The 19,073-nt window shown below is 62.9% G+C and carries 13 protein-coding genes and 1 riboswitch; of the genes, 7 read left to right on the top strand and 6 right to left on the bottom strand.

Features of this window, described 5'->3' with window-relative positions; genetic code table 11:
• Positions 1-30 precede the first annotated feature (30 nt).
• The 6 genes from ACTIFP_RS05165 to ACTIFP_RS05190 form a co-directional block, all read right to left on the bottom strand.
• Positions 31-1,449: an O-antigen ligase family protein gene (locus ACTIFP_RS05165; protein WP_439567643.1), complete on the bottom strand. Its 1,419-nt coding sequence runs from the start codon at positions 1,447-1,449 to the stop codon at positions 31-33.
• Positions 1,450-1,551: 102 nt separating this feature from the next.
• On the bottom strand, positions 1,552-2,460 hold the full coding sequence (rfbD, locus tag ACTIFP_RS05170; RefSeq protein WP_439567644.1) for a dTDP-4-dehydrorhamnose reductase: 909 nt from the start codon (positions 2,458-2,460) through the stop codon (positions 1,552-1,554).
• A gap of 2 nt (positions 2,461-2,462) precedes the next feature.
• Complete coding sequence (gene rfbB, locus ACTIFP_RS05175) at positions 2,463-3,521, bottom strand: dTDP-glucose 4,6-dehydratase (RefSeq protein ID WP_439567645.1); 1,059 nt, start codon at positions 3,519-3,521, stop codon at positions 2,463-2,465.
• Positions 3,522-3,523: 2 nt separating this feature from the next.
• Entirely contained in the window at positions 3,524-4,093 is a 570-nt protein-coding gene (gene rfbC / locus ACTIFP_RS05180; RefSeq protein ID WP_439567646.1) for a dTDP-4-dehydrorhamnose 3,5-epimerase, read from the bottom strand.
• Positions 4,094-4,098: 5 nt separating this feature from the next.
• Entirely contained in the window at positions 4,099-4,980 is an 882-nt protein-coding gene (rfbA, locus tag ACTIFP_RS05185; protein ID WP_439567647.1) for a glucose-1-phosphate thymidylyltransferase RfbA, read from the bottom strand.
• 93 nt (positions 4,981-5,073) lie between these two features.
• The gene (locus tag ACTIFP_RS05190) at positions 5,074-5,958 is read right to left on the bottom strand and encodes an NAD-dependent epimerase/dehydratase family protein (protein ID WP_439567648.1); all 885 of its coding nucleotides are present in this window, start codon (positions 5,956-5,958) and stop codon (positions 5,074-5,076) included.
• 85 nt (positions 5,959-6,043) lie between these two features.
• Between ACTIFP_RS05190 and ACTIFP_RS05195 the strand changes: the two genes are divergently transcribed.
• From ACTIFP_RS05195 to ACTIFP_RS05225, 7 genes are all read left to right on the top strand, one after another.
• The gene (locus ACTIFP_RS05195; protein WP_439567649.1) at positions 6,044-6,619 is read left to right on the top strand and encodes a sugar transferase; all 576 of its coding nucleotides are present in this window, start codon (positions 6,044-6,046) and stop codon (positions 6,617-6,619) included.
• Positions 6,620-6,679: 60 nt separating this feature from the next.
• Positions 6,680-8,629 (top strand): polysaccharide biosynthesis protein, encoded by a 1,950-nt coding sequence (locus tag ACTIFP_RS05200; protein ID WP_439567650.1) that lies wholly within the window; start codon positions 6,680-6,682, stop codon positions 8,627-8,629.
• Between the two features lie 535 nt (positions 8,630-9,164).
• The gene (locus tag ACTIFP_RS05205; RefSeq protein WP_439567651.1) at positions 9,165-10,628 is read left to right on the top strand and encodes a protein adenylyltransferase SelO; all 1,464 of its coding nucleotides are present in this window, start codon (positions 9,165-9,167) and stop codon (positions 10,626-10,628) included.
• Positions 10,629-10,733: 105 nt separating this feature from the next.
• The gene (locus ACTIFP_RS05210) at positions 10,734-11,903 is read left to right on the top strand and encodes a nucleotide sugar dehydrogenase (protein ID WP_439567809.1); all 1,170 of its coding nucleotides are present in this window, start codon (positions 10,734-10,736) and stop codon (positions 11,901-11,903) included.
• Between the two features lie 197 nt (positions 11,904-12,100).
• A complete protein-coding gene (locus ACTIFP_RS05215) occupies positions 12,101-14,392 on the top strand; it encodes an autotransporter assembly complex protein TamA (protein ID WP_439567652.1) in 2,292 nt (763 codons plus the stop codon).
• Positions 14,392-18,621: a translocation/assembly module TamB domain-containing protein gene (locus tag ACTIFP_RS05220; RefSeq protein ID WP_439567653.1), complete on the top strand. Its 4,230-nt coding sequence runs from the start codon at positions 14,392-14,394 to the stop codon at positions 18,619-18,621. Before ACTIFP_RS05215 ends, ACTIFP_RS05220 begins: the two co-directional genes overlap by 1 nt.
• Positions 18,621-18,908, top strand: coding sequence for a hypothetical protein (locus tag ACTIFP_RS05225; RefSeq protein WP_439567654.1), 288 nt, complete (start codon positions 18,621-18,623; stop codon positions 18,906-18,908). Before ACTIFP_RS05220 ends, ACTIFP_RS05225 begins: the two co-directional genes overlap by 1 nt.
• A riboswitch (yybP-ykoY riboswitch) is annotated at positions 18,887-19,064 on the top strand. It overlaps the preceding gene by 22 nt.
• The last annotated feature ends 9 nt before the right edge of the window (positions 19,065-19,073 follow it).

Raw genomic sequence — 19,073 nt, forward strand, 5'->3', positions numbered from 1 at the left:
ATTGAGCGGTTTCGGGCTGATGAAAACGCTTCAGCGCGCAGGGTTTTTGTTGGGTCGGGTGTTGGCCCAATAGGCCATAACGACGGCTACGGCGAGTAGCGATGGGACGCGCAGTGGATAATCGACCGCGCTGGCCAGACCAAATATAACCAGTATGATCCAGGCCATGCGCGCCTGATTTTGCTTCCAGGTCGCGCGCGAGGTTTGCTGCTTCCAAACCCGCCATCCGCTACGGGTCATCACGAGTAGCGCGATCGCCAGGAACAGAAGGCCGCCGACACCGGTCGTTAAGGCGGTCTCGATCAAATCATTGTGCGCATGATTGATATAGTTGGGCCCCAACGTATCGATTGGCTCGCCTATCTTGTAGGCCTCGACGAAGGTGCCAGGACCGGACCCAAAAGGCGCATATTCTTTTGCGACGTCTAGAGAGCGCTGCCACATGCCCCACCGCAGTTCGCTTTCGTTCTTTTCAGTCAGGCGCTGGCCCGCACCGCCCGGGGTATCGCCGCTGAAAATTAGCGCGCCCATCGTCAGTGCCAGCAGCAGGGATGTGCCAACTACAGTCCAGCGACTGCGAAGATTAAGGAATTTTGCAAATCGCTGTGGTTCCGCCTTGGTTTTCCGATTGCGCGTCGTAACAGGCATGTCACGCAACAGCAGGGGGAGGCTGACAACCGCCAGAATGGCGCAAACCAAGCCTGCCCGCGATGCGCTCGCAAAAACGGCTGCGAGCGCGGCCAGGCCGATCATCACGACGACGCCCACGCGAGTTCGGGCCCATATCTCGCTGCGGGTTGGCATCTGCACCAGCACGGCGAGCATCGGCAGAAGGCTGGCGTGAAATATCGCGGCATGATTGCGATTCGCAAACAGACCCACCGGGATGGCCTCATTTGTGAGGCGGTAAAACCATAACGCTTTAGCAGACGGAGCGGCTGCCTGGAGTAGCGCCAGCGCTACCGACGCAACTCCGAGCCAGATCAACGGAAGCAGTAGGAGCCAGCGTTCCTCGCGGTCGATCCGGATCATCAGCAACAGAACGGCGGCCGGTATCGCGAGCGCGAACAGCGCGTTTATTGTCCGGCTTGGAGCGATGCTGTAAGAGCGCCAAATGTCGCCAAAACCAACGGCTTGATCGATGTCCGCAATCAGCTTGTGCCCCGGCGAGAGCTGCCAGAGCGAAGGCGGAAGCGGGATCAGGTAAGCGAGCACCAGCACAACGATCGCACCCAGCCCTATCAGGCTTGCGCGGTGCTCTGCCCATTTTGCGCGCGTCAGTCCCCATAGGCCGTAACAGCACAGCAGGACCGCCATCGGACGGATGATCATCAGCGATTGGATGTCGTCACGACCGCTGCCGGCGGTCAATCCAAGCAGAGCAAGAAATGCCGTGAGAATCCAATAGTCCCTTGAGAGCTTGAAAAGAGCGAACTTATCGCGAAACAAAATTAACTCCCGGATTGCGGTTCTTGCGGCACCCTCGATAGGCCGCGCAGCTAGAAAGAGATAGGCTGGCTGTCAAGCAGACAGGCCGGCTGAGATTGGGCTCTACGCTGAAGCTGGCATCTGACCTGATATACTGCGCAATTCGCTGACAACCTTTTGTAATGCTTGGCGCCATGGCGCAGTTTCAAAGCCGAAGGTTGCCTGGAATTTGGTGCAATCGAGCCGGGAATTGGCCGGACGCGCAGCCTTGGTGGGATAGGCGCTGCCGGGAATGGGTTCTACCGCAGCCGATGGGCCTCCCGCCGAGGCGCTTGCGGCGAATATTGCGGTTGCGAAGTCGGCCCAACTCGCATCGCCCTTGCCGGCAAGATGATAGGTACCCGAGGACTTCTCCGGCCCTTCAACTTGCCAATGGCGGACAATGGCATCCAGCCCTTGTGCAATGCAGTGGGCGCTGGTCGGATTTCCGTTCTGGTCGGCAACGACGCGGATGGTCTGGTGGCCACTCTCCGCGAGCCGCAGCATGGTGCGGACAAAATTGCTTCCCCACGGGCTATACACCCATGCGGTTCGGACGATCGCGTGGGTTTTCGGTGCTTCGACCCGAATGGCTTCCTCGCCGCGAGCTTTGGTGCGGCCGTAAATACTCAGCGGCGCGATAGGGCTGTCCTCGCGCCAGGGGTGGCTGCCACTTCCGTCAAAGACATAGTCAGTCGACAAATGAATGACGGGCGCCCCGGCGGCGCTAGCCGCGTGCGCCAATATTGCCGGTGCTTCGGCATTGACCCTATCCGCGCGTTCGGCGTCGTCCTCGGCCAGATCCACGGACGTATAGGCCGCCGCACTGATGACCAGGTCGGGGCGCACCCTGGAAACAAATGATTCGATCAATTCCGGTGACTCAAGATCGAACTCGGGGCGGCTTGCAAAAACCAGCTCGTGCGCCGCGAGGCTAGACGCGGCGATGGCTCGCGCAACCTGTCCCTGACGCCCCGTAACCAATATCCGCATCGTCAGGCGCCTGCGCCCAGCCGCTCGCCGGCATAACTGCCGTCGCGAATGGGGCCCCACCACCAGCGGTTGTCGAGATACCAGTCGATCGTTTTCGCGAGCCCTTCTTCAAACGTCACGCTGTGCCTCCAGCCGAGTTCGCGTGCGATCTTGCTCGAATCGATGGCGTAGCGACGGTCATGACCAGGCCGGTCGGTGACAAAACGGATCAACTCGCGACGACCCCGCCCGGATGCAAGTGGTCGACGTTCGTCCAATATGTCGCAGATCGTTTCCACCACCACCAGATTGGTTCGTTCCTGGCTCCCGCCAACATTGTAGCTCTCGCCAATGGCGCCGCGAGTAAGCACGAGTTCCAACGCGGCCGCATGATCGTCGACGAGCAGCCAGTCGCGAACATTTTCTCCCTTGCCGTAAACCGGTAGCTCCTTTCCTTCCAACGCATTGAGCGTGACGAGGGGGATCAGCTTTTCGGGAAAATGGTAGGGGCCATAATTGTTCGAGCAGTTGGAAAGCACGACGGGCAGGCCGTAGGTGTGATGCCAGGCACGGACGAAATGGTCCGAGGCAGCCTTTGAGGCGGAATAGGGCGATGAGGGTGCGTAGGGCGTGTCCTCGACGAAAATTCCTGAATCTAATGGGAGGTCGCCGAACACTTCGTCGGTCGAGACATGATGGAAGCGAAAGGCTTCCCTCCGTTCGCCGCCGAGCGACCGCCAATAGTCCAGCGTGGCCGAGAGCAGCGCCACCGTGCCGACGACATTTGTTTCGACAAACGCGGCAGGGCCGTCGATCGAACGGTCGACATGGCTTTCGGCAGCGAGGTGCATCACGCCGTCGATCGCCTCTTCTTCCAGCAACGCACGGATGCGTCCTTGATCGGCAATGTCCGCCTGTACGAAGCGATAATTCTCGCGGTCCTCGACGTCGCGCAGCGATGCGAGATTGCCGGCATAGGTGAGCTTGTCGACGTTGACGACGCGATAGCCCTTTCCGACCAAGCGGCGTGCCACGGCCGAGCCGATGAAACCGGCACCGCCCGTGATCAAGACAGAGCGCATTCCTATTCTCCTGCGTTAAAAGGCGAGGCGAATTCTTCCAACGTCATCGCGATGCGGTCCTTGTCGGACAGCGTCGGCGATTGACCGACATCGGGCCATGCTATGCCGATCATGGGGTCGTCCCAGCGGATCGCCCTCTCGTCATCGCGCGACCAGGGGGCATCCACTTTGTAAAGGACTTCGGTGTCGGGTTGCAGTGTCATGAACCCGTGGGCAAATCCGGCTGGGACCAGCAACTGGTTCCATTTTTCGGCCGACAGTACAACGCCAACCCATCTGCCGTAAGAGGCTGAGCCGCGACGGAGGTCGACCGCCACATCGAAAATCGCGCCGCGTAGTGCCCGAACCAACTTTGCCTGCGGCGTGGGTGGAACCTGAAAATGCAAGCCGCGTATTGTGCCGACTTCGGCTGAGAATGACTGGTTGTCCTGTACCCAGTCGTTGTGAATACCCAAAGCATGAAAAGCATCGCGTTTGTATGTTTCAGAAAAGAAGCCACGGTGGTCGCCAAAGCGCGGCGGCGTTAGTTCCAGGATTTCCGGGATTGCGTGCCGGGTCAATTGGATTGACATGGACGTTAGCCGTGACCCTGGGCGCAGCGGCGCAGATAGTCGGCGTAGCCCGTTTTGCCCATGGCCGCTGCGCGCGCGATTACGGCTTCGGCGTCAGTCCAGCCCTGCTCCAGCGCGATTTCTTCGAGGCACGCGATCTTTACGCCTGTGCGGTGCTCGATTGTACGGACAAAGGATGCGGCTTCGTGCAAGCTGTCGTGCGTACCGGTGTCAAGCCAGGCATAGCCGCGCCCAAGCCGGGATACCGCGAGCTTCCCCGTTTCCATATATCGACGGTTGACGTCGGTGATCTCCAGTTCGCCGCGGGCCGAGGGGCGGATCGAACGAGCGATTTCGACGACGTCCTGATCATAAAAATACAGGCCGGTGATCGCCCAGTTTGATTTGGGTTGGACCGGCTTTTCTTCGACGCTCACGGCTCGTCCGGTTTTCGAATCGAATTCGACGACGCCATAACGCTCCGGATCGTCCACATGATAGGCAAAGACCGTCGCGCCGTCAGCCGACGCCGCCGACGCGGCATCGCGGCACTTTTCGCCCATTTTGTCGCCGTGATAGATATTGTCGCCCAGGATCAGCGCGCTTGGGCCGCCGTTGACAAAATCGGCGCCGATCAGAAAAGCTTCAGCCAAGCCATTGGGCTGCGGCTGTTCGGCATAGCTCAACGAAATCCCGAAATCGCTGCCATCGCCCAGTAGCGCTTGGAAGAGGGGAAGATCACGCGGCGTCGAAATGATCAATATGTCTCGAATGCCGGCGAGCATCAGGACCGACAGCGGGTAATAGATCATGGGCTTGTCGTACACCGGCATGAGTTGCTTGGACAAAGCCAGCGTTGCGGGATAGAGGCGTGTGCCGCTGCCCCCCGCAAGAATGATGCCCTTCATTCGGAAAAATCCCCATCTGAATAGTGGACCGTGGCCCTAGCCAAAGGCGGAAGGTGAGGCAACCGCCGCCGCCGATCCGATTTTATTAAGCGATCAATCGCGCAACATTGCTCGGAGCGTGGTACGCAATCTTACGAAGCCCTCGCCGTCGGCGAGCATATTATCATCTGGATCGAGAAGGTTAGGCCGGAACAGGCTGGCGTGAAGGCCTGGCGCGGTTTTCTCTATCATCTTCAGAAAATAGGCGGGTACGTGCATCGTACGAAGCGTCCGGCCGTATTCTTTGGCGGTCTCTTTCATCATGCGTGCGGTAAAAGGTTCGGGATCTGCGGCGAACAAAATCTGCGAATCCCGTGGCGCCGGACGTTGAAGAATTGCTTCGACGGCACATGCGAGCCCATCATAGGGCAGCATTGATCGCGGGGTGGGCCAAGGCGCTGACAACACCAAGCCGGTCCGGCGTGCAGCGTGAACAAATTTTGCGAGCTTGTCGCTACCGCTCCCGACGAGAATGGGCACTCGCAACATCGTTATAGGCAAGCCCTCTCGCGCCAATTCCGTCAAGGCGAACTCGGCACCGAGCTTCGATTCGCCATAGTGCGACACAGGGGCCGGTGGAGTGTCTGTGCCGATCGCCTCGGCTCTCCCGAAGATCGAAAAGCTGGAAATCTGAATAAGGTGACGGGCCCCGCCTTCAATGCCTCGCCGAGCCCATGCTTTCGGGACGTCGACATTCGCGTGCCACAATTCGTCGTGCGTCCCGTTGACGGCGCCGGCGCAGATTATGATCCTGGCGCCGCGAAGGTCGAGGTCGGTCGGCGGCTCGGCGTAGTCGGCGATCGAGCATTCGCCGGGGTTGGCCGCTTCCCGCACAATGCCGAGCATTGGCCAGTCGGCAAGGCGCGTGCGAACGGCGCGGCCCGAACGACTGCGCCCGCCCACGATGATCAATGGATTTCGCTGATTGTCATCATCCATGCAGGCTTGCCGTTGGCGCAAACGGTTTGCTTTGACAAGTTTGCAATTGCTTGTGCTGGCCGACGCTTCACACTAACAGCCGGGCATGGCTATTCGCCCCGTTTCGTTTCAACGACCGATCGACCTTGCTGTTTCGGTGCCCGCCCTGCTGGTCGCGCTGCCTATTTGCACGCTGCTCTTAATAGCGATTCGCCTTGAATCGTCCGGATCACCACTGTTCATTCAGGAGCGCGTCGGTCGGAACAGGCGGACGTTCCGGATGCTCAAGCTTCGCACGATGCGGCAGGGAACAGTTCATGCCGCATCGCACGAGGTTGGACCCGCAAGCATCACGCGTTTGGGTGCAGTGCTGCGCAAGCTCAAGCTCGACGAGCTGCCGCAACTTTGGAACGTGGTCGTCGGGGACATGGGCCTCATCGGGCCACGACCTTGCCTTCCGTCGCAGGAAATATTGGTCGGCGAACGCGACCGCCGCGGCCTTTTCGTGCTTCGTCCCGGTATTACCGGCCCGGCACAGCTGGCCGGCGTCGATATGTCCGAGCCTGCGCGGCTTGCCGAGGTCGAAGCCGAATATTTCGAGCGGAATCGGGGTTTCGGTGACCTGTCGCTTCTCGTCCAGACGCTTTTCGGCGGCGGGCGCGGCGACGCGGCTCGACACTGACCATGATTTCGCGGGGTGCAGCAGCGCAGCACAGTCTCCCTTGTTCAACGGGCAAATAGAATGATTCCGGCATCCATCGTCAATTCCGTTCTGCGCTGGCCGCGCTGGTTCAAGCGCGGATTCGCGCTTTCGGTTGACGCTTTGCTGTGCGTAGCCAGTGTCTGGATCGCAATGTATCTGCGTGTCGGAGAATGGCCGGCCGCGGGGAACTGGCCGATCCAAGCGGTCATCACCTCAATCATGATCGCGTTGCCGATCTTCATTGTCTCGGGTCTCTACCGCGCCATCTTCCGCTATGGGGGGCAGGCGGCCTTTGTACAGATCGCGCGAGCTATGATGCTCTACACAGTTCCTTTTGCTATCATCTACACGTTTATCGGAGTGGAAAGCGTCCCGCGTACCTTGGGCTTGATCCAGCCGATCGTCCTGTTCATGGCGATTGCGTCCTCGCGGATCGCCGCTCAGCTCGTATTTCAGTCGGACTACACCGATCTTTGGCGCAAAGGCGGGCTCCCTCGCGTGCTGGTATATGGGGCCGGTCAATCGGGCCGCGAACTTTCGGCGGCGATCGCCTCGTCGAGCGAAATGCGGCAAATAGCATTCGTCGATGATGATCCAAGTTTATGGGGTGTGGTGCTACGCGGGCTGCCCATTCTGTCTCCCGCCGATCTGCCCGCAGAGATCGAGCGACGGCAGATTTCCGACATCCTTTTAGCGATCCCGTCCGCATCGCGCGCACGGCGCACGGCGATTATCCACGAACTGCAAAACCTAAAAGTACATGTCCGCACATTACCAAGTGTCCTAGAGCTTGCGCGCGGGACTGTTTCGGTATCGGATCTGCGCGAACCAGAGATAGAAGACCTGCTTTCACGGATGCCCGTACCCCCGGACGAGGCGCTGCTTCGTCGGAACATTGAGGGCAAGATAGTAATGGTCACCGGTGCCGGGGGATCGATCGGCAGCGAACTTTGCCGTCAGATTATGCGCAACAACCCCGCGATGCTGGTGCTGGTCGATCATGCCGAGTTCAATCTCTATTCAATTCACGCCGAACTGCTGCGTATAGCCGCTGATGCTGACGCGGCGCTCCCGGCTCCGGTGGCGCTGCTTGCTTCGGTTTGCGATGAACAGCGAATGGAGTCGATTTTCTTAGCCTGGGGCCCATCCACGGTCATCCATGCAGCGGCGTACAAGCACGTTCCTCTCGTCGAGCAAAATGCGGTCGAAGGGGTGCGGAATAATGTAATGGGAACGCTTACCGTTGCTCGCCTGGCGCAAAGGCACGGCGTCGAGAGTTTTGTTCTGATCAGCTCCGACAAGGCTGTCCGCCCTACCAACATCATGGGCGCGACAAAGCGTTTTGCCGAACTCGTCCTGCAAGCGCTCCAAGAGGAGACGAACGAGACGCTTCATCCGGCTGCTACTCGGACTACTTTTTCGATGGTGCGGTTTGGTAACGTCCTTGGATCGAGCGGTTCGGTAATCCCGTTGTTTCGCGAACAGATCGCGAAGGGTGGCCCGGTGACGATTACGCACAAGGAGATTACGCGCTATTTCATGACGGTTTCGGAAGCCGCGCAACTGGTGCTGCAGGCCGGTGCTATGGCGCGCGGCGGTGATGTTTTCCTGCTCGACATGGGAGAACCCGTCAGAATCTACGACCTTGCGCGCAATATTATCGAACTGTCAGGGCTGAAGGTTCGCGACGCCGATAGTCCGGACGGTGAGATCGAGATTCGGGTAACAGGGCTTCGACCGGGTGAAAAGCTCTATGAAGAGTTGTTGATCGAGGAAAATCCCGAGCCCTCCGAGCATCCACGAATCTTCCGCGCCCGCGAGGCCTGCCTGTCTTGGCAAGAACTGTCGGCGCACCTTGTCGAAATGACCAAAGCCGTCGAGCAGGGCAACGCGGAAACTGCCCGTGATCTTCTGCGCCGGATCGTTCCGGAATTTCAGCCGAACAGCCCTCTTGTCGACTGGACCTACCGGCGCCGCGGCACGGCTTAGCTGGGGGGCGCAGGCCGTGATCGACATCAATCGCGCATCGTTCGGATCGCGCGCTATCGCGTCAATATCGGCCTAGGTCTCATAAACTCGGCGCCAGATCGAATTCCGCCGCCGGGCCGCAAGCGGGCAAGGCGGTGGCCCGCCGCCCTCCCGGTACTCGTCGGCGAGATTCGGAACTGCTTCTGGGCCGCGGAGATGGCGGCAGCGCCCACATCGCCCGTCGCCGAGCCGATTGACCAGAGCACGACCCGCCGGACGATTGCGGGCCGCGCCGGGGTCCGTCCCGCCAAACTGGCACTCAGAGTGGTGAGCGCCGCCGCCGATGGGGATCTGCAATAGGGTGCCCATTCGGCGCTCTGTGAAATATACGCTGCCATCGGCGGCGGGTGGTCGCGCCGAAGGAACTGAGCGGCCGGTTTGCGCTCGGCCTTGGCGTCGGCCACGGATCATTTGCTCGTGGTCTATGTCGCGGAAGACAAGATTTTTATGGTTGAGCACGCTTGCATTGATCGCATCGACGCTCGACATAGGCGTGATGGATTTTGCGTTCGACAACGGCTTCCACGCCGCAATGGAGGGCTTTTATGCGCCCGCCGAGGCAGCAAGGCCTTCGGTCCCGGCGCTACTCGCGTTTAATCAGGCGCTGGCCGAGCGCTTGGGACTGGCGGTCGGAAGGGCGAAGGACGCCCAGCTCGTGCGTGTCTTCTCGGGTATGGAACTGCCCCAAGGCGCCAACCCGCTGGCCTTCGCCTACGCCGGGCATCAGTTTGGCCATTTTTCCTCGCAACTCGGCGACGGTCGCGCTCTTCTCCTCGGTGAGGTCATCGCGCCGGATGGCGCGCGGTTCGACATTCAGCTCAAAGGGTCGGGCCCTACCGCCTTTTCGCGTAACGGCGATGGCAAGGCCGCCATCGGCCCAGTGCTGCGCGAATATCTGGTATCGGAGGCGATGGCCGCCATGGGCGTGCCGACGACGCGGTCCCTCGCCGCGGTAGCGACCGGCGACCTTGTGCAGCGCGAGCAGGCGCACCCGGGCGCGGTGCTGACGCGGGTTGCGAGCAGTCATATTCGCGTTGGCACCTTTCAATTCTTTGCCGCGCATTTCGGCGTCGAGCATGTCACGCAGCTGTCCGATTATACGATCCACCGCCATTTTCCCGAGCTGGTCGAGGCGACCAATCCGCACCTTGCGTTGCTCGACCGCGTGGTCGGGTTGCAATGCGAGCTTGTCGGCCATTGGCTCGGCATCGGGTTCATCCATGGTGTCATGAACACCGACAATGTCGCGGTCAGCGGCGAGACGCTCGATTACGGCCCCTGCGCCTTCATGGACCGCTTTGCGGTGAATACGGTGTTCAGTTCGATCGACGCGAACGGCCGCTATGCCTATGGCCGCCAGCCGCAGATCATGCACTGGAACATGGCGCGCTTTGCCGAGGCGTTGCTGCCCGCGATCCACGCGGTTGATCCCGCCGACGTCGACCGGGCGAAGGCGATCGTCGATGCCATCCCCGACCGTTTTCGGGACATCTGGCACCACCGGATGCGCGCGAAATTGGGGCTGGGCCAGGCCGACGAGGCCGACGGGCGGCTGATCGATGCGCTATTCGGCGAGCTGGAGCAGCACGGGGTCGATTTTACCTCTTTTTTTCGTGCACTGGCGCAATTGCTCCGCGGCGATGGCGCGATGTTGCAGGCGCTGCTCCCCGACGCCGAGGCAATGGCGCCGTGGATCGCCGATTGGTGGGCGCAGCTTGAGCGCGAGGCGATCGCGCCGCTCGAACGGGCCGATGCGATGGACGCGGTCAACCCGCTCTATATTCCGCGTAATCATCAGGTCGAAGCGGCGCTGGAGGCGGCGGAGGCGGGCGATTTAGCGCCCTGGACGGCGCTGCTGGAGGTTGTCCAGAACCCCTACGTGCTTCGTCCCGCATGGCAGGACTATGCTCAGCCCGCGCCGGCCGATGCCGGGCCTTACACCACCTTTTGCGGCACCTGAGCGCGCGCCGCAGGGGTTGCCGCCGCGCGGGTTGAGCGATCCCGCCACGCCTGTTAGGGACCGGCACACCACCACAGGGAAGCAGCGACAGTGCCGAACACTCCGATCAAAATCACCGTTGTCGGCACAGGATATGTCGGGGTTTCGAACGCCGTGCTGCTCGCACAGCATAACCACGTCGTCGCGCTCGACATCGACAGCCGCAAGGTCGACCAGATCAACGCGAAGCAGTCGCCGATCGCCGATCCAGAGATCGAGGATTATCTGGCGAACCACAGGCTCGACCTGACCGCCACCACCGACAAGCAGATGGCATACGACGGCGCCGATTTCGTGATCGTCGCGACGCCAACCGATTACGATCCCGACAGCAACTATTTCAACACGGGGTCGGTCGAATCGGTGATCGCGGACGCGCTGACGATGGCGCCGGGCGCGGTGATCGTCGTCAAATCGACCGTCCCGGTGGGTTTCACCGAACGGATGCGCGCCGAGCATCGCAGCGATGCGATCGTCTTTTCGCCCGAATTTCTGCGCGAGGGACGCGCGCTGTTCGACAATCTGCATCCGTCGCGGATCATCGTCGGCAACACCCACCCGCGCGCCGCCGAATTCGCGCAGCTGTTGCTCGGCGCGTCGCTGAAGCCCGAAACGACGGTTTTGCAGACGGGCAACACCGAGGCCGAGGCGATCAAGCTGTTCGCCAACACCTATCTTGCGATGCGCGTCGCCTTTTTCAACGAACTCGACACCTATGCCGCAATGCACGATGCCGATTCGCGCCAGATCATCGAAGGCGTCTGTCTCGACCCGCGGATTGGCAGCTTCTACAACAACCCGTCCTTCGGTTACGGCGGCTATTGCCTGCCCAAGGACACCAAGCAGATGCTGGCGAATTACCGCGAGGTGCCGCAGAATCTGATCCAGGCGATCGTGTCGTCGAACACGACACGCAAGGATTTTGTCGCCTTCGAAGTGATCCGCCGCCGTCCGCGGGTCGTCGGCATCCACCGCCTGGCGATGAAGTCGGGATCGGACAATTTTCGTGCCAGCAGCATTTTGGGCGTGATGAAACGGATCAAGGCGAAGGGGATCGAGGTCATCGTCTATGAACCGCTGATCGCCGAGGAGCGGCTGTTCAATTCGCGGATTGTGCGCGATCTTGCGGCGTTCAAGGCCGAGGCCGATGTGATTATCGCGAACCGGGTCGCTGATGAATTGGCCGATGTGGCCGACAAGGTGTACAGCCGCGATCTGTTTGGCGGCGATTCCTGACGCGCAACCGCCGAACCCGCCGATGCGTCGATCGCGTGCTGCCGCGTGGCCCCGGGGCGGAATATGCGACGAAACGAGCCTGAATCGGGGCTTTGACCGCATAGAAACGGGTTGCGCCGCCGCCGCGCGGCAGTCAGAGATGCCGTATCGACGGCTGATAGATGCAAAACCCTGAAACTTCCCGTGATTATCACCTGATGCGGTCGCCGCGGAGGCGGCCGTCATGGATTGTTTCGGTTTCGGTATGCGCGCTCGGCTGGGCGAGCAATGCGGCCGCGCAGCAGGTCGACCCGCCGCAGGTGGTGCCGACGGTCGCAGCAGCGGATCAAACGCCGATTGCGGCGCCGTCCGCGCCGCCGCCCGATGCGTCACTGCCCGAAGTTGCGCCGATTATCGGCGACGAGGAGTTTGAAAAAGCGATTCCGGCGATCCCCGCGGAGGATGATCCCGAACTCGACCGGCCGCTGGAGTCGATTGCTGATTTCGAGAAGCGGCAGGCCGCCGAAGCGACGAAGGCGGGCGACAGCACTGCCGAGGCGCAAGCGCCGACGTTGGACGGGGTGCCGGTCCCGGCGCTGGCCGACGGCGATCTGGTCGAAGCCATCGGCGACGCGCCGATCACCGACAGCGAACTAGCCGCGCCGCTGCCGCCGCTGGATAGTTTTGACGTCGAACCGGTCGAATTCGCCGAAGCTGAGGCCGATCGCGAGAATGTCAGCGTGACCTATGCGGTGCAGGTCAACGGGCTGGCCCCGGCCGATGACAGCACCGACGTCGATCTGGCTGACCTGTTTGGCGACCTGTCGGCGCTGTACGATGGCGATGGCAAGGCCGACAATGCGGCGATGGTGCGCGCGCGCCTGACTGCCGACGGCGAATTGATGCAGCGGATTCTGGCTTCCGAAGGCTATTATGATGCGGTGGTCGACACGCGCATCGATCGCGGCGAGCGCGAGGAAGCCCAGGAGGGGCAACCGCGACAGCGCCGCCCGATCACGGCGGTCATCGATGTGAAGCCCGGCCAGCGTTACACGCTTGCCGACATCATCATCAACGCGGGGCCGACGGTGCCCCCGACGCTGATTGCCGACAATTTCCCGCTCAGCATCGGCGAACCGATCGTCGCGCAGCGCATCCAGGGCGCCGAAGCCGCGATCGCGCTGAAATTGCCAGAGGAGGGCTATCCCTTTGCCGAGGTCGGGCAGCGCGACATCCTGCTCGACGGAGCGACCGGCGACGGGGTTTACACGCTGCCCGTCGACATCGGTAAAAGATCGCGGTTCGGCGGGATCGAAACGACTGGCGACCTGGCGTTCGATGCCGAGCATGTCGCGGTGCTGGCGCGGTTCAAGCGCGGCGAGCTTTACGACAGCCGCAAGGTCGACGATCTCCGTCAGGCACTTGTCGCGACCGGGCTGTTTTCGACCGTCGCCGCAGAGCCGCAGCCGACCGGAGAGAGCGCCGGCGAGGACACCGAATATGTGACGATGCTGGTGACCCAGCAAGCGGGCCCGCCGCGCACCCTGGCCGCCAGCGCGGGCTATGGCACTGGCGAAGGTATCCGGCTCGAAGGCAGCTGGACGCACCGCAACCTGTTGCCGCCCGAAGGCGCTTTGATCTTTCGCGGGGTGCTGGGGACGCAGGAGCAAGGCATTGGCGCAACGCTGCGCCGCTCGAACGCCGGGCGCCGCGACCGCACCTTTGAACTGGTCGCCGAGGCGACGCGCAGCGATTATAACGCGTTCGAAGCGATCACCGGCCGCATCGCAGCGCGCGTCAGCTACGATTCGACACCGATCTGGCAAAAGAAGTTCACCTATGCCTATGGCGCCGAATTGATCGCGACGAGCGAAGACGATTACAACTTCACGCGGGGTGCGCGTGAGCGCGATTTCTACACGATTTTCGGGCTGACCGGCCAGGTCGGCATGGACCGTACCGACAGCCTGCTCGATCCGACCAAGGGGTTCCGCATCACGTCGCTGATCCAGCCCGAAGGATCGCTTGCCGGGCGCTTCTCGCCCTATGCACGCACGCGGGTCGACATCAGCGGCTATTATCCGGTGACCGACAGCATCGTCCTGGCAGGCCGTATCCGTTTTGGATCGATCCTGGGCGCAGCGCGCGAACGGCTGGCGCCGTCGCGGCGCTTCTATGCCGGCGGCGGCGGTTCGGTGCGCGGTTTTGGCTATCAGGAGCTGGGGCCAAAGGATCCAAACAACGACCCGATCGGCGGTCGTAGCGTCAACGAGGCGGCGGTCGAGGCGCGGTATCGGTTCGGCAATTTCGGCGTCGTCGGCTTTGTTGATGCGGGGCAGGTCTATCGCGGATCGGCGCCGACATTTTCCGACTTGCGTTTCGGGGCCGGGGTCGGCGCGCGCTATTACACCAATTTCGGCCCGATGCGGCTCGACGTCGCTACCCCGATCGGCCGCAAGCCGGGCGAGGCGCTGGTCAGCGTCTATGTATCGATCGGACAGGCCTTCTGATGGCCGCCGACGCGCCGGTGGCGGCAGATGCCGCGATGAGCGCAAAGCCGCGCAACTGGCCGATGACGGTCCTGCGCTGGATCGGCTTGTCGCTGCTGGGATTGATCCTGCTGTTCGCGCTGTTCCTGGTCGGGCTTAACAGCGATGCCGGGCGGCGTTTCGTCGTCACCCAGATCGAGAAATATGAATTCGAAAACGGCATGAAGATCGGCATCGGTCGGCTCGACGGGTCGCTCTATGGCCAGATGGTCATCCGGAATTTCACGCTGTCCGATCCGAAAGGCGTTTTTTTGGAATCGCCCGAGGTTCGGGTCGATTGGCGACCGATCCGCTATTTTGCGAACCATGTCGACGTCCGCTCGGCGACCGCCGCGACGATGACGATGCGCAAACTGCCCGCGTTCAAGGTTGTGCCTGACACCGGCGAGCCGCTGCTCCCCGATCTCGACATCGACGTCGGCGCGCTGCGCGTTGATCGCTTGATCTTTGAACCCGCGGTCGCCGGGCAGCGGCAGGAGGCGCGGCTGGCGGGCGAGGTCGCGATCGCCGACCGCCGCGCCCAGGTGACGGCGAACGCCGAGACGATCGGCGCCGAAGCAGGAGGCGACGCGGTGGCGTTGTTGCTCGACGCCGTTCCCGAAGCGAACCGGCTGGCGATGACGCTCGACGTCACGGCGCCGCAGGGTGGGGTGCTGGCGGCGATGGGCGGGTTCAAGGAACCGCTGACCGCCAAGCTGACCGGGCGCGGCGACTGGAAGGCGTGGAATGGCAATCTGGTCGCCAACCTGGGCACCGGCCCGCTGGCGCGGCTGGCGCTGTCGGCGCGCGACGGTATGTTTGCGGTCAAGGGCGTGGCTCAGCCGGCGCGCTTGTTTACCGGGCCGACCGCCGCACTGTTGGGCCCGCAAACCGCCGTCGATCTCACCGCGCGGCTTGATGCGCGGAAAGCCGATCTGGATGGCCGCCTGTCGTCCGACGCCTTCCGCCTCGGCGTGAGCGGCGGGGTCGATCTGGGCACCAGCCGTTATGAGGCGCTGCAATTGGCGTTCGTGCTGCTCCGCCCGAGTGCGATCGCGCCATCGGTGCGCGCCAGTGGGGTGCGTGCGACCGCGCGGCTCGATGGCGCGTTCGCCTTGCCCACGGTGGAATATCAGGCGAATGCGGCGTCGCTGGCGGTCAACGACATCGTCGTCGAAACGCTGAACCTGGCGGGCAAGGCGCGGGTCGATGCCGACCAGATTTTCATTCCCGTCGCGGGCCGTGCTGCGCGCATTCGCGGGCTCGACACGGTCGCGGGCGGCACTTTGGTTTCGGTTCGCCTCGACGGCGATCTGGCGTACAGCAACGGCCGCATCCTCAGCGACAATCTGCGCCTTCGTTCGCCGCGTATCGACGCCAAGGCGATCGTCATTGCCGATTTGCACCGCGGTTTTTACACCGGGGCGATCGACGGGCGGATCAACGATTATCGCATCGAAAGCGTCGGCATTTTCGACATCGATACCGATGCCGATCTGGAAACCGCGCCCAATGGCGGCTTTGCGATCGCCGGCCGCGTTCGCGCGCGCTCGACGCAATTGTTCAATTCGGGCGTGCGCGATCTGCTCGGCGGCAACGCGGTGGCGACCAGCAATGTGCGTTATGGCACCGACGGCATCGTTCGTTTCGCCAACCTGCGCATGACCTCACCTTTGCTGCGGGTCGTCAGCGGGCAGGGGAGTTATGCGCCGAACGGGCAGGTACGGCTGACCGCGCGCGCCAATTCGGCGGACTATGGTCCGCTCGGCGTCCAGCTGGCGGGCACGATCAGCGATCCGCGCGCGGTGGTGACCGCCGAACGCCCCGGGTTCGGCATCGGGCTCGCCAATCTGGTCGCCCGGATCAACGGCGCGCCGAATGGTTATCGCCTCGCGGCAACCGGCGACACCGACTATGGGCCGCTGGCCGCCGACGTCGTGCTGCTGACCGCGGCGGGGCCGCTGACGATCGATGTCGAGCGCGGCGATTTGGCGGGGATCGGGTTCAACGGGCGCCTGGTACGGAGCGACGCCGGGCCGTTCGTCGGCCAGCTGAAGGCGGCGGGACAGGGGCTGGGCGGGCTGGTCCGGTTGAGCGCTGCGGGTGCATATCAGGCGGCGGCGATCAACGTCCGCGCCAATGACGTCGTGCTGCCCGGACCCGCCAAGCTGGCGGTCGGGTCGGCGATCGTCGATGCTGACGTCACGCTCTACGACACCCCGCATGTCGTCGCCGACATCCAGATCGCGGAGACGCGTATCCGCGAATATGACATTGCCGTCGGGCGGGTGAAGATCGATTACCGCGACGGACGTGGAAAGGCGCAGGCGCTGGTCGAAGGCACCAGCGGCGTCCCGTTCCGCATCGCCGCCAACGCTGACCTGACCCCCGCGCTCTGGCGCGCATCGGTGCAGGGCCGCGCGACGGGCATCAATTTCCGCACCACCTCGCCCGCGCGCATCATTCCGGGCGCTGACGGTTATGAACTGCTGCCGACGATGATCAATCTGGGGCGCGGCAGCAGCGCGCGCGTTGCCGGGCGCTTTGGTGACGGCATCATGATCCAAAGCCGGCTGGAACGCGTCAACATGGCGATCCTCAATGCGGTTTATCCCGACATGGGCCTCGGCGGGCGCGCCACCGGCAGTCTCGATTTCGAACAAGCAAGTTCGGACAGCTTCCCGCGCGCCGACGCGCGCCTGACCATCACCGGCTTTACCCGCACGACCGCGGCGTCGGTTAGCCAGCCGGTCGACGTCAATTTCGCCGGCAAATTGCTGAGCGACGGCGGCGAGGCGCGCGCGGTGATGCGCAAGCGCGGCAGCGTGATCGGGCGGATGCAGGCGTCGCTGCGCCCGCTCGGTCCCGGAGCTGGCGATTGGACCACGCGCCTGCGCGCGGCGCCGCTGGGGGGCGGCATTCGCTACAACGGCCCGGCCGACACGCTCTATTCCTTCTTTGGCCCGGCCGACCAGCATGTGACGGGCCCGATTGCGGTTGCCGCGGATTTCAGCTGTAGCGTTGCCGATCCCTGCCTGTCGGGCGTCGTGCGTGGCAAGGATATGGTCTATGAAAACCAGACCTATGGCACGCGGCTGACCAATATGGTCGTGAACGGTCGCTTCACCGGCAACCGGCTCGAGATCGATCAGCTCACCGCAACCGCGGGCGATGGCAAAGTCGAAGCGAAGGGCTATATCAGCCTGGCGCAGGCCGACGGTTATCCGATGAACATCGCGATGACGCTCGACAATGCGCGGCTGGCGCGCAGCGAAAATATCGCGGCGCGCGCGACCGGCAATCTGACGCTGGAAAAGGTCGCGGGCCAGACGGCGCTGTTGTCGGGCAGCCTGCGCCTGCCCGAAACGCGCTATCGCATCATCCGCGAGGGTGCAGCACAGGTGCCGGTACTCACCGGGGTAAGGCGCAAGCCGCCCGCAGGTCGGCGGCGGATCGGCGGCGACGGGCTGGCGGCGGTCGGCGGCAGCCTGTTTGACCTCATTCGCCTCGATATAGCGCTGAAGGCCCCCGACGAAGTTTACGTCACCGGGATGGGACTCGAATCCGAATGGCAGGCCGACATCGTGCTGCGCGGGACGACCCAGGCACCGCGGGTCACCGGCGAGATCGAACTGGTGCGCGGCACGCTCGGCTTTGCGGGGCGCTCGTTCGAATTGCAGGAGGGACGAGTGACCTTCCCGACCGGCGACGCGTTCGACCCCGCGGTTCGCCTGCTCGCCAGTGACACGATCGAAACCGTAACGGTGAACGTCAGCGTGTCGGGGCGCGCCAGCAATCCGCAGATCGCCTTTTCCAGCGTCCCCGGCCTGCCGCAGGACGAGATCGTGTCGCGCATCCTGTTCGGCGATTCGATCACAACCTTGTCGCCGCTCCAAGCGGTGCAGCTCGCCTCATCGCTCAACACGCTGAGCAGCGGTGGCGGCGGGTTGAGCCCGCTCGGCGCATTACAATCGGCGACCGGGATCGACCGGCTGCGCGTCCTTGGTCCCGACGACACGGTCGGGCGCGGGACCGCGCTCGCCGCCGGGCAATATATCACCAAGGACATCTATCTGGAGGTCATCACCGACGCGCGCGGCTATACCGCGACCCAGCTTGAGATCAGCTTGACCCCGGCGCTGTCGCTGCTCAGCCAGGCGGGCGGTTCGGGGCAGTCGAACCTCAGCATCCGCTACCGCAAGGATTATTGATGCGCCGCGCCGCCATCCTGCTGATGTTGCTGGTTGCCGGGTGCAAGGACGAGCCCGATTTCGAGGCGCGCTACGACAAGGCGGCCGAGGAAATCGAAGCGCGCGCCAAGGCGATGGACGCCGACATTGCCGAATCCGAATCCGAAGCCGCGGCGGCGGCCGCGGGCGAACCGCGTTCGGCGCCGACACCAAAAATCGAACCGGGCGGGAAAATTCCGCGCGTGTCGCCCGAACCCTTGCCAGAAACCCTCAACCCGACTAACCCGCCCCCGTCATCTGGGGAGTAGCCAGCCGTCCAGCCGGACGGGCCACCGTGTCAACATACTCGGCCGAGAGGTCGTGGTGCGGTGGAAGCGGGACACCGCTTGGGCGAGACCAATGGCATCGACCTTCGTCCGGGCCGGGCGGCGGGTTCGATGTCCGTTGGAATCGCGAAGCCGCTCGGCCCCGGA

The sequence above is a fragment of the Sphingopyxis sp. genome, assembly GCF_051861155.1.
Classification (GTDB): domain Bacteria; phylum Pseudomonadota; class Alphaproteobacteria; order Sphingomonadales; family Sphingomonadaceae; genus Sphingopyxis.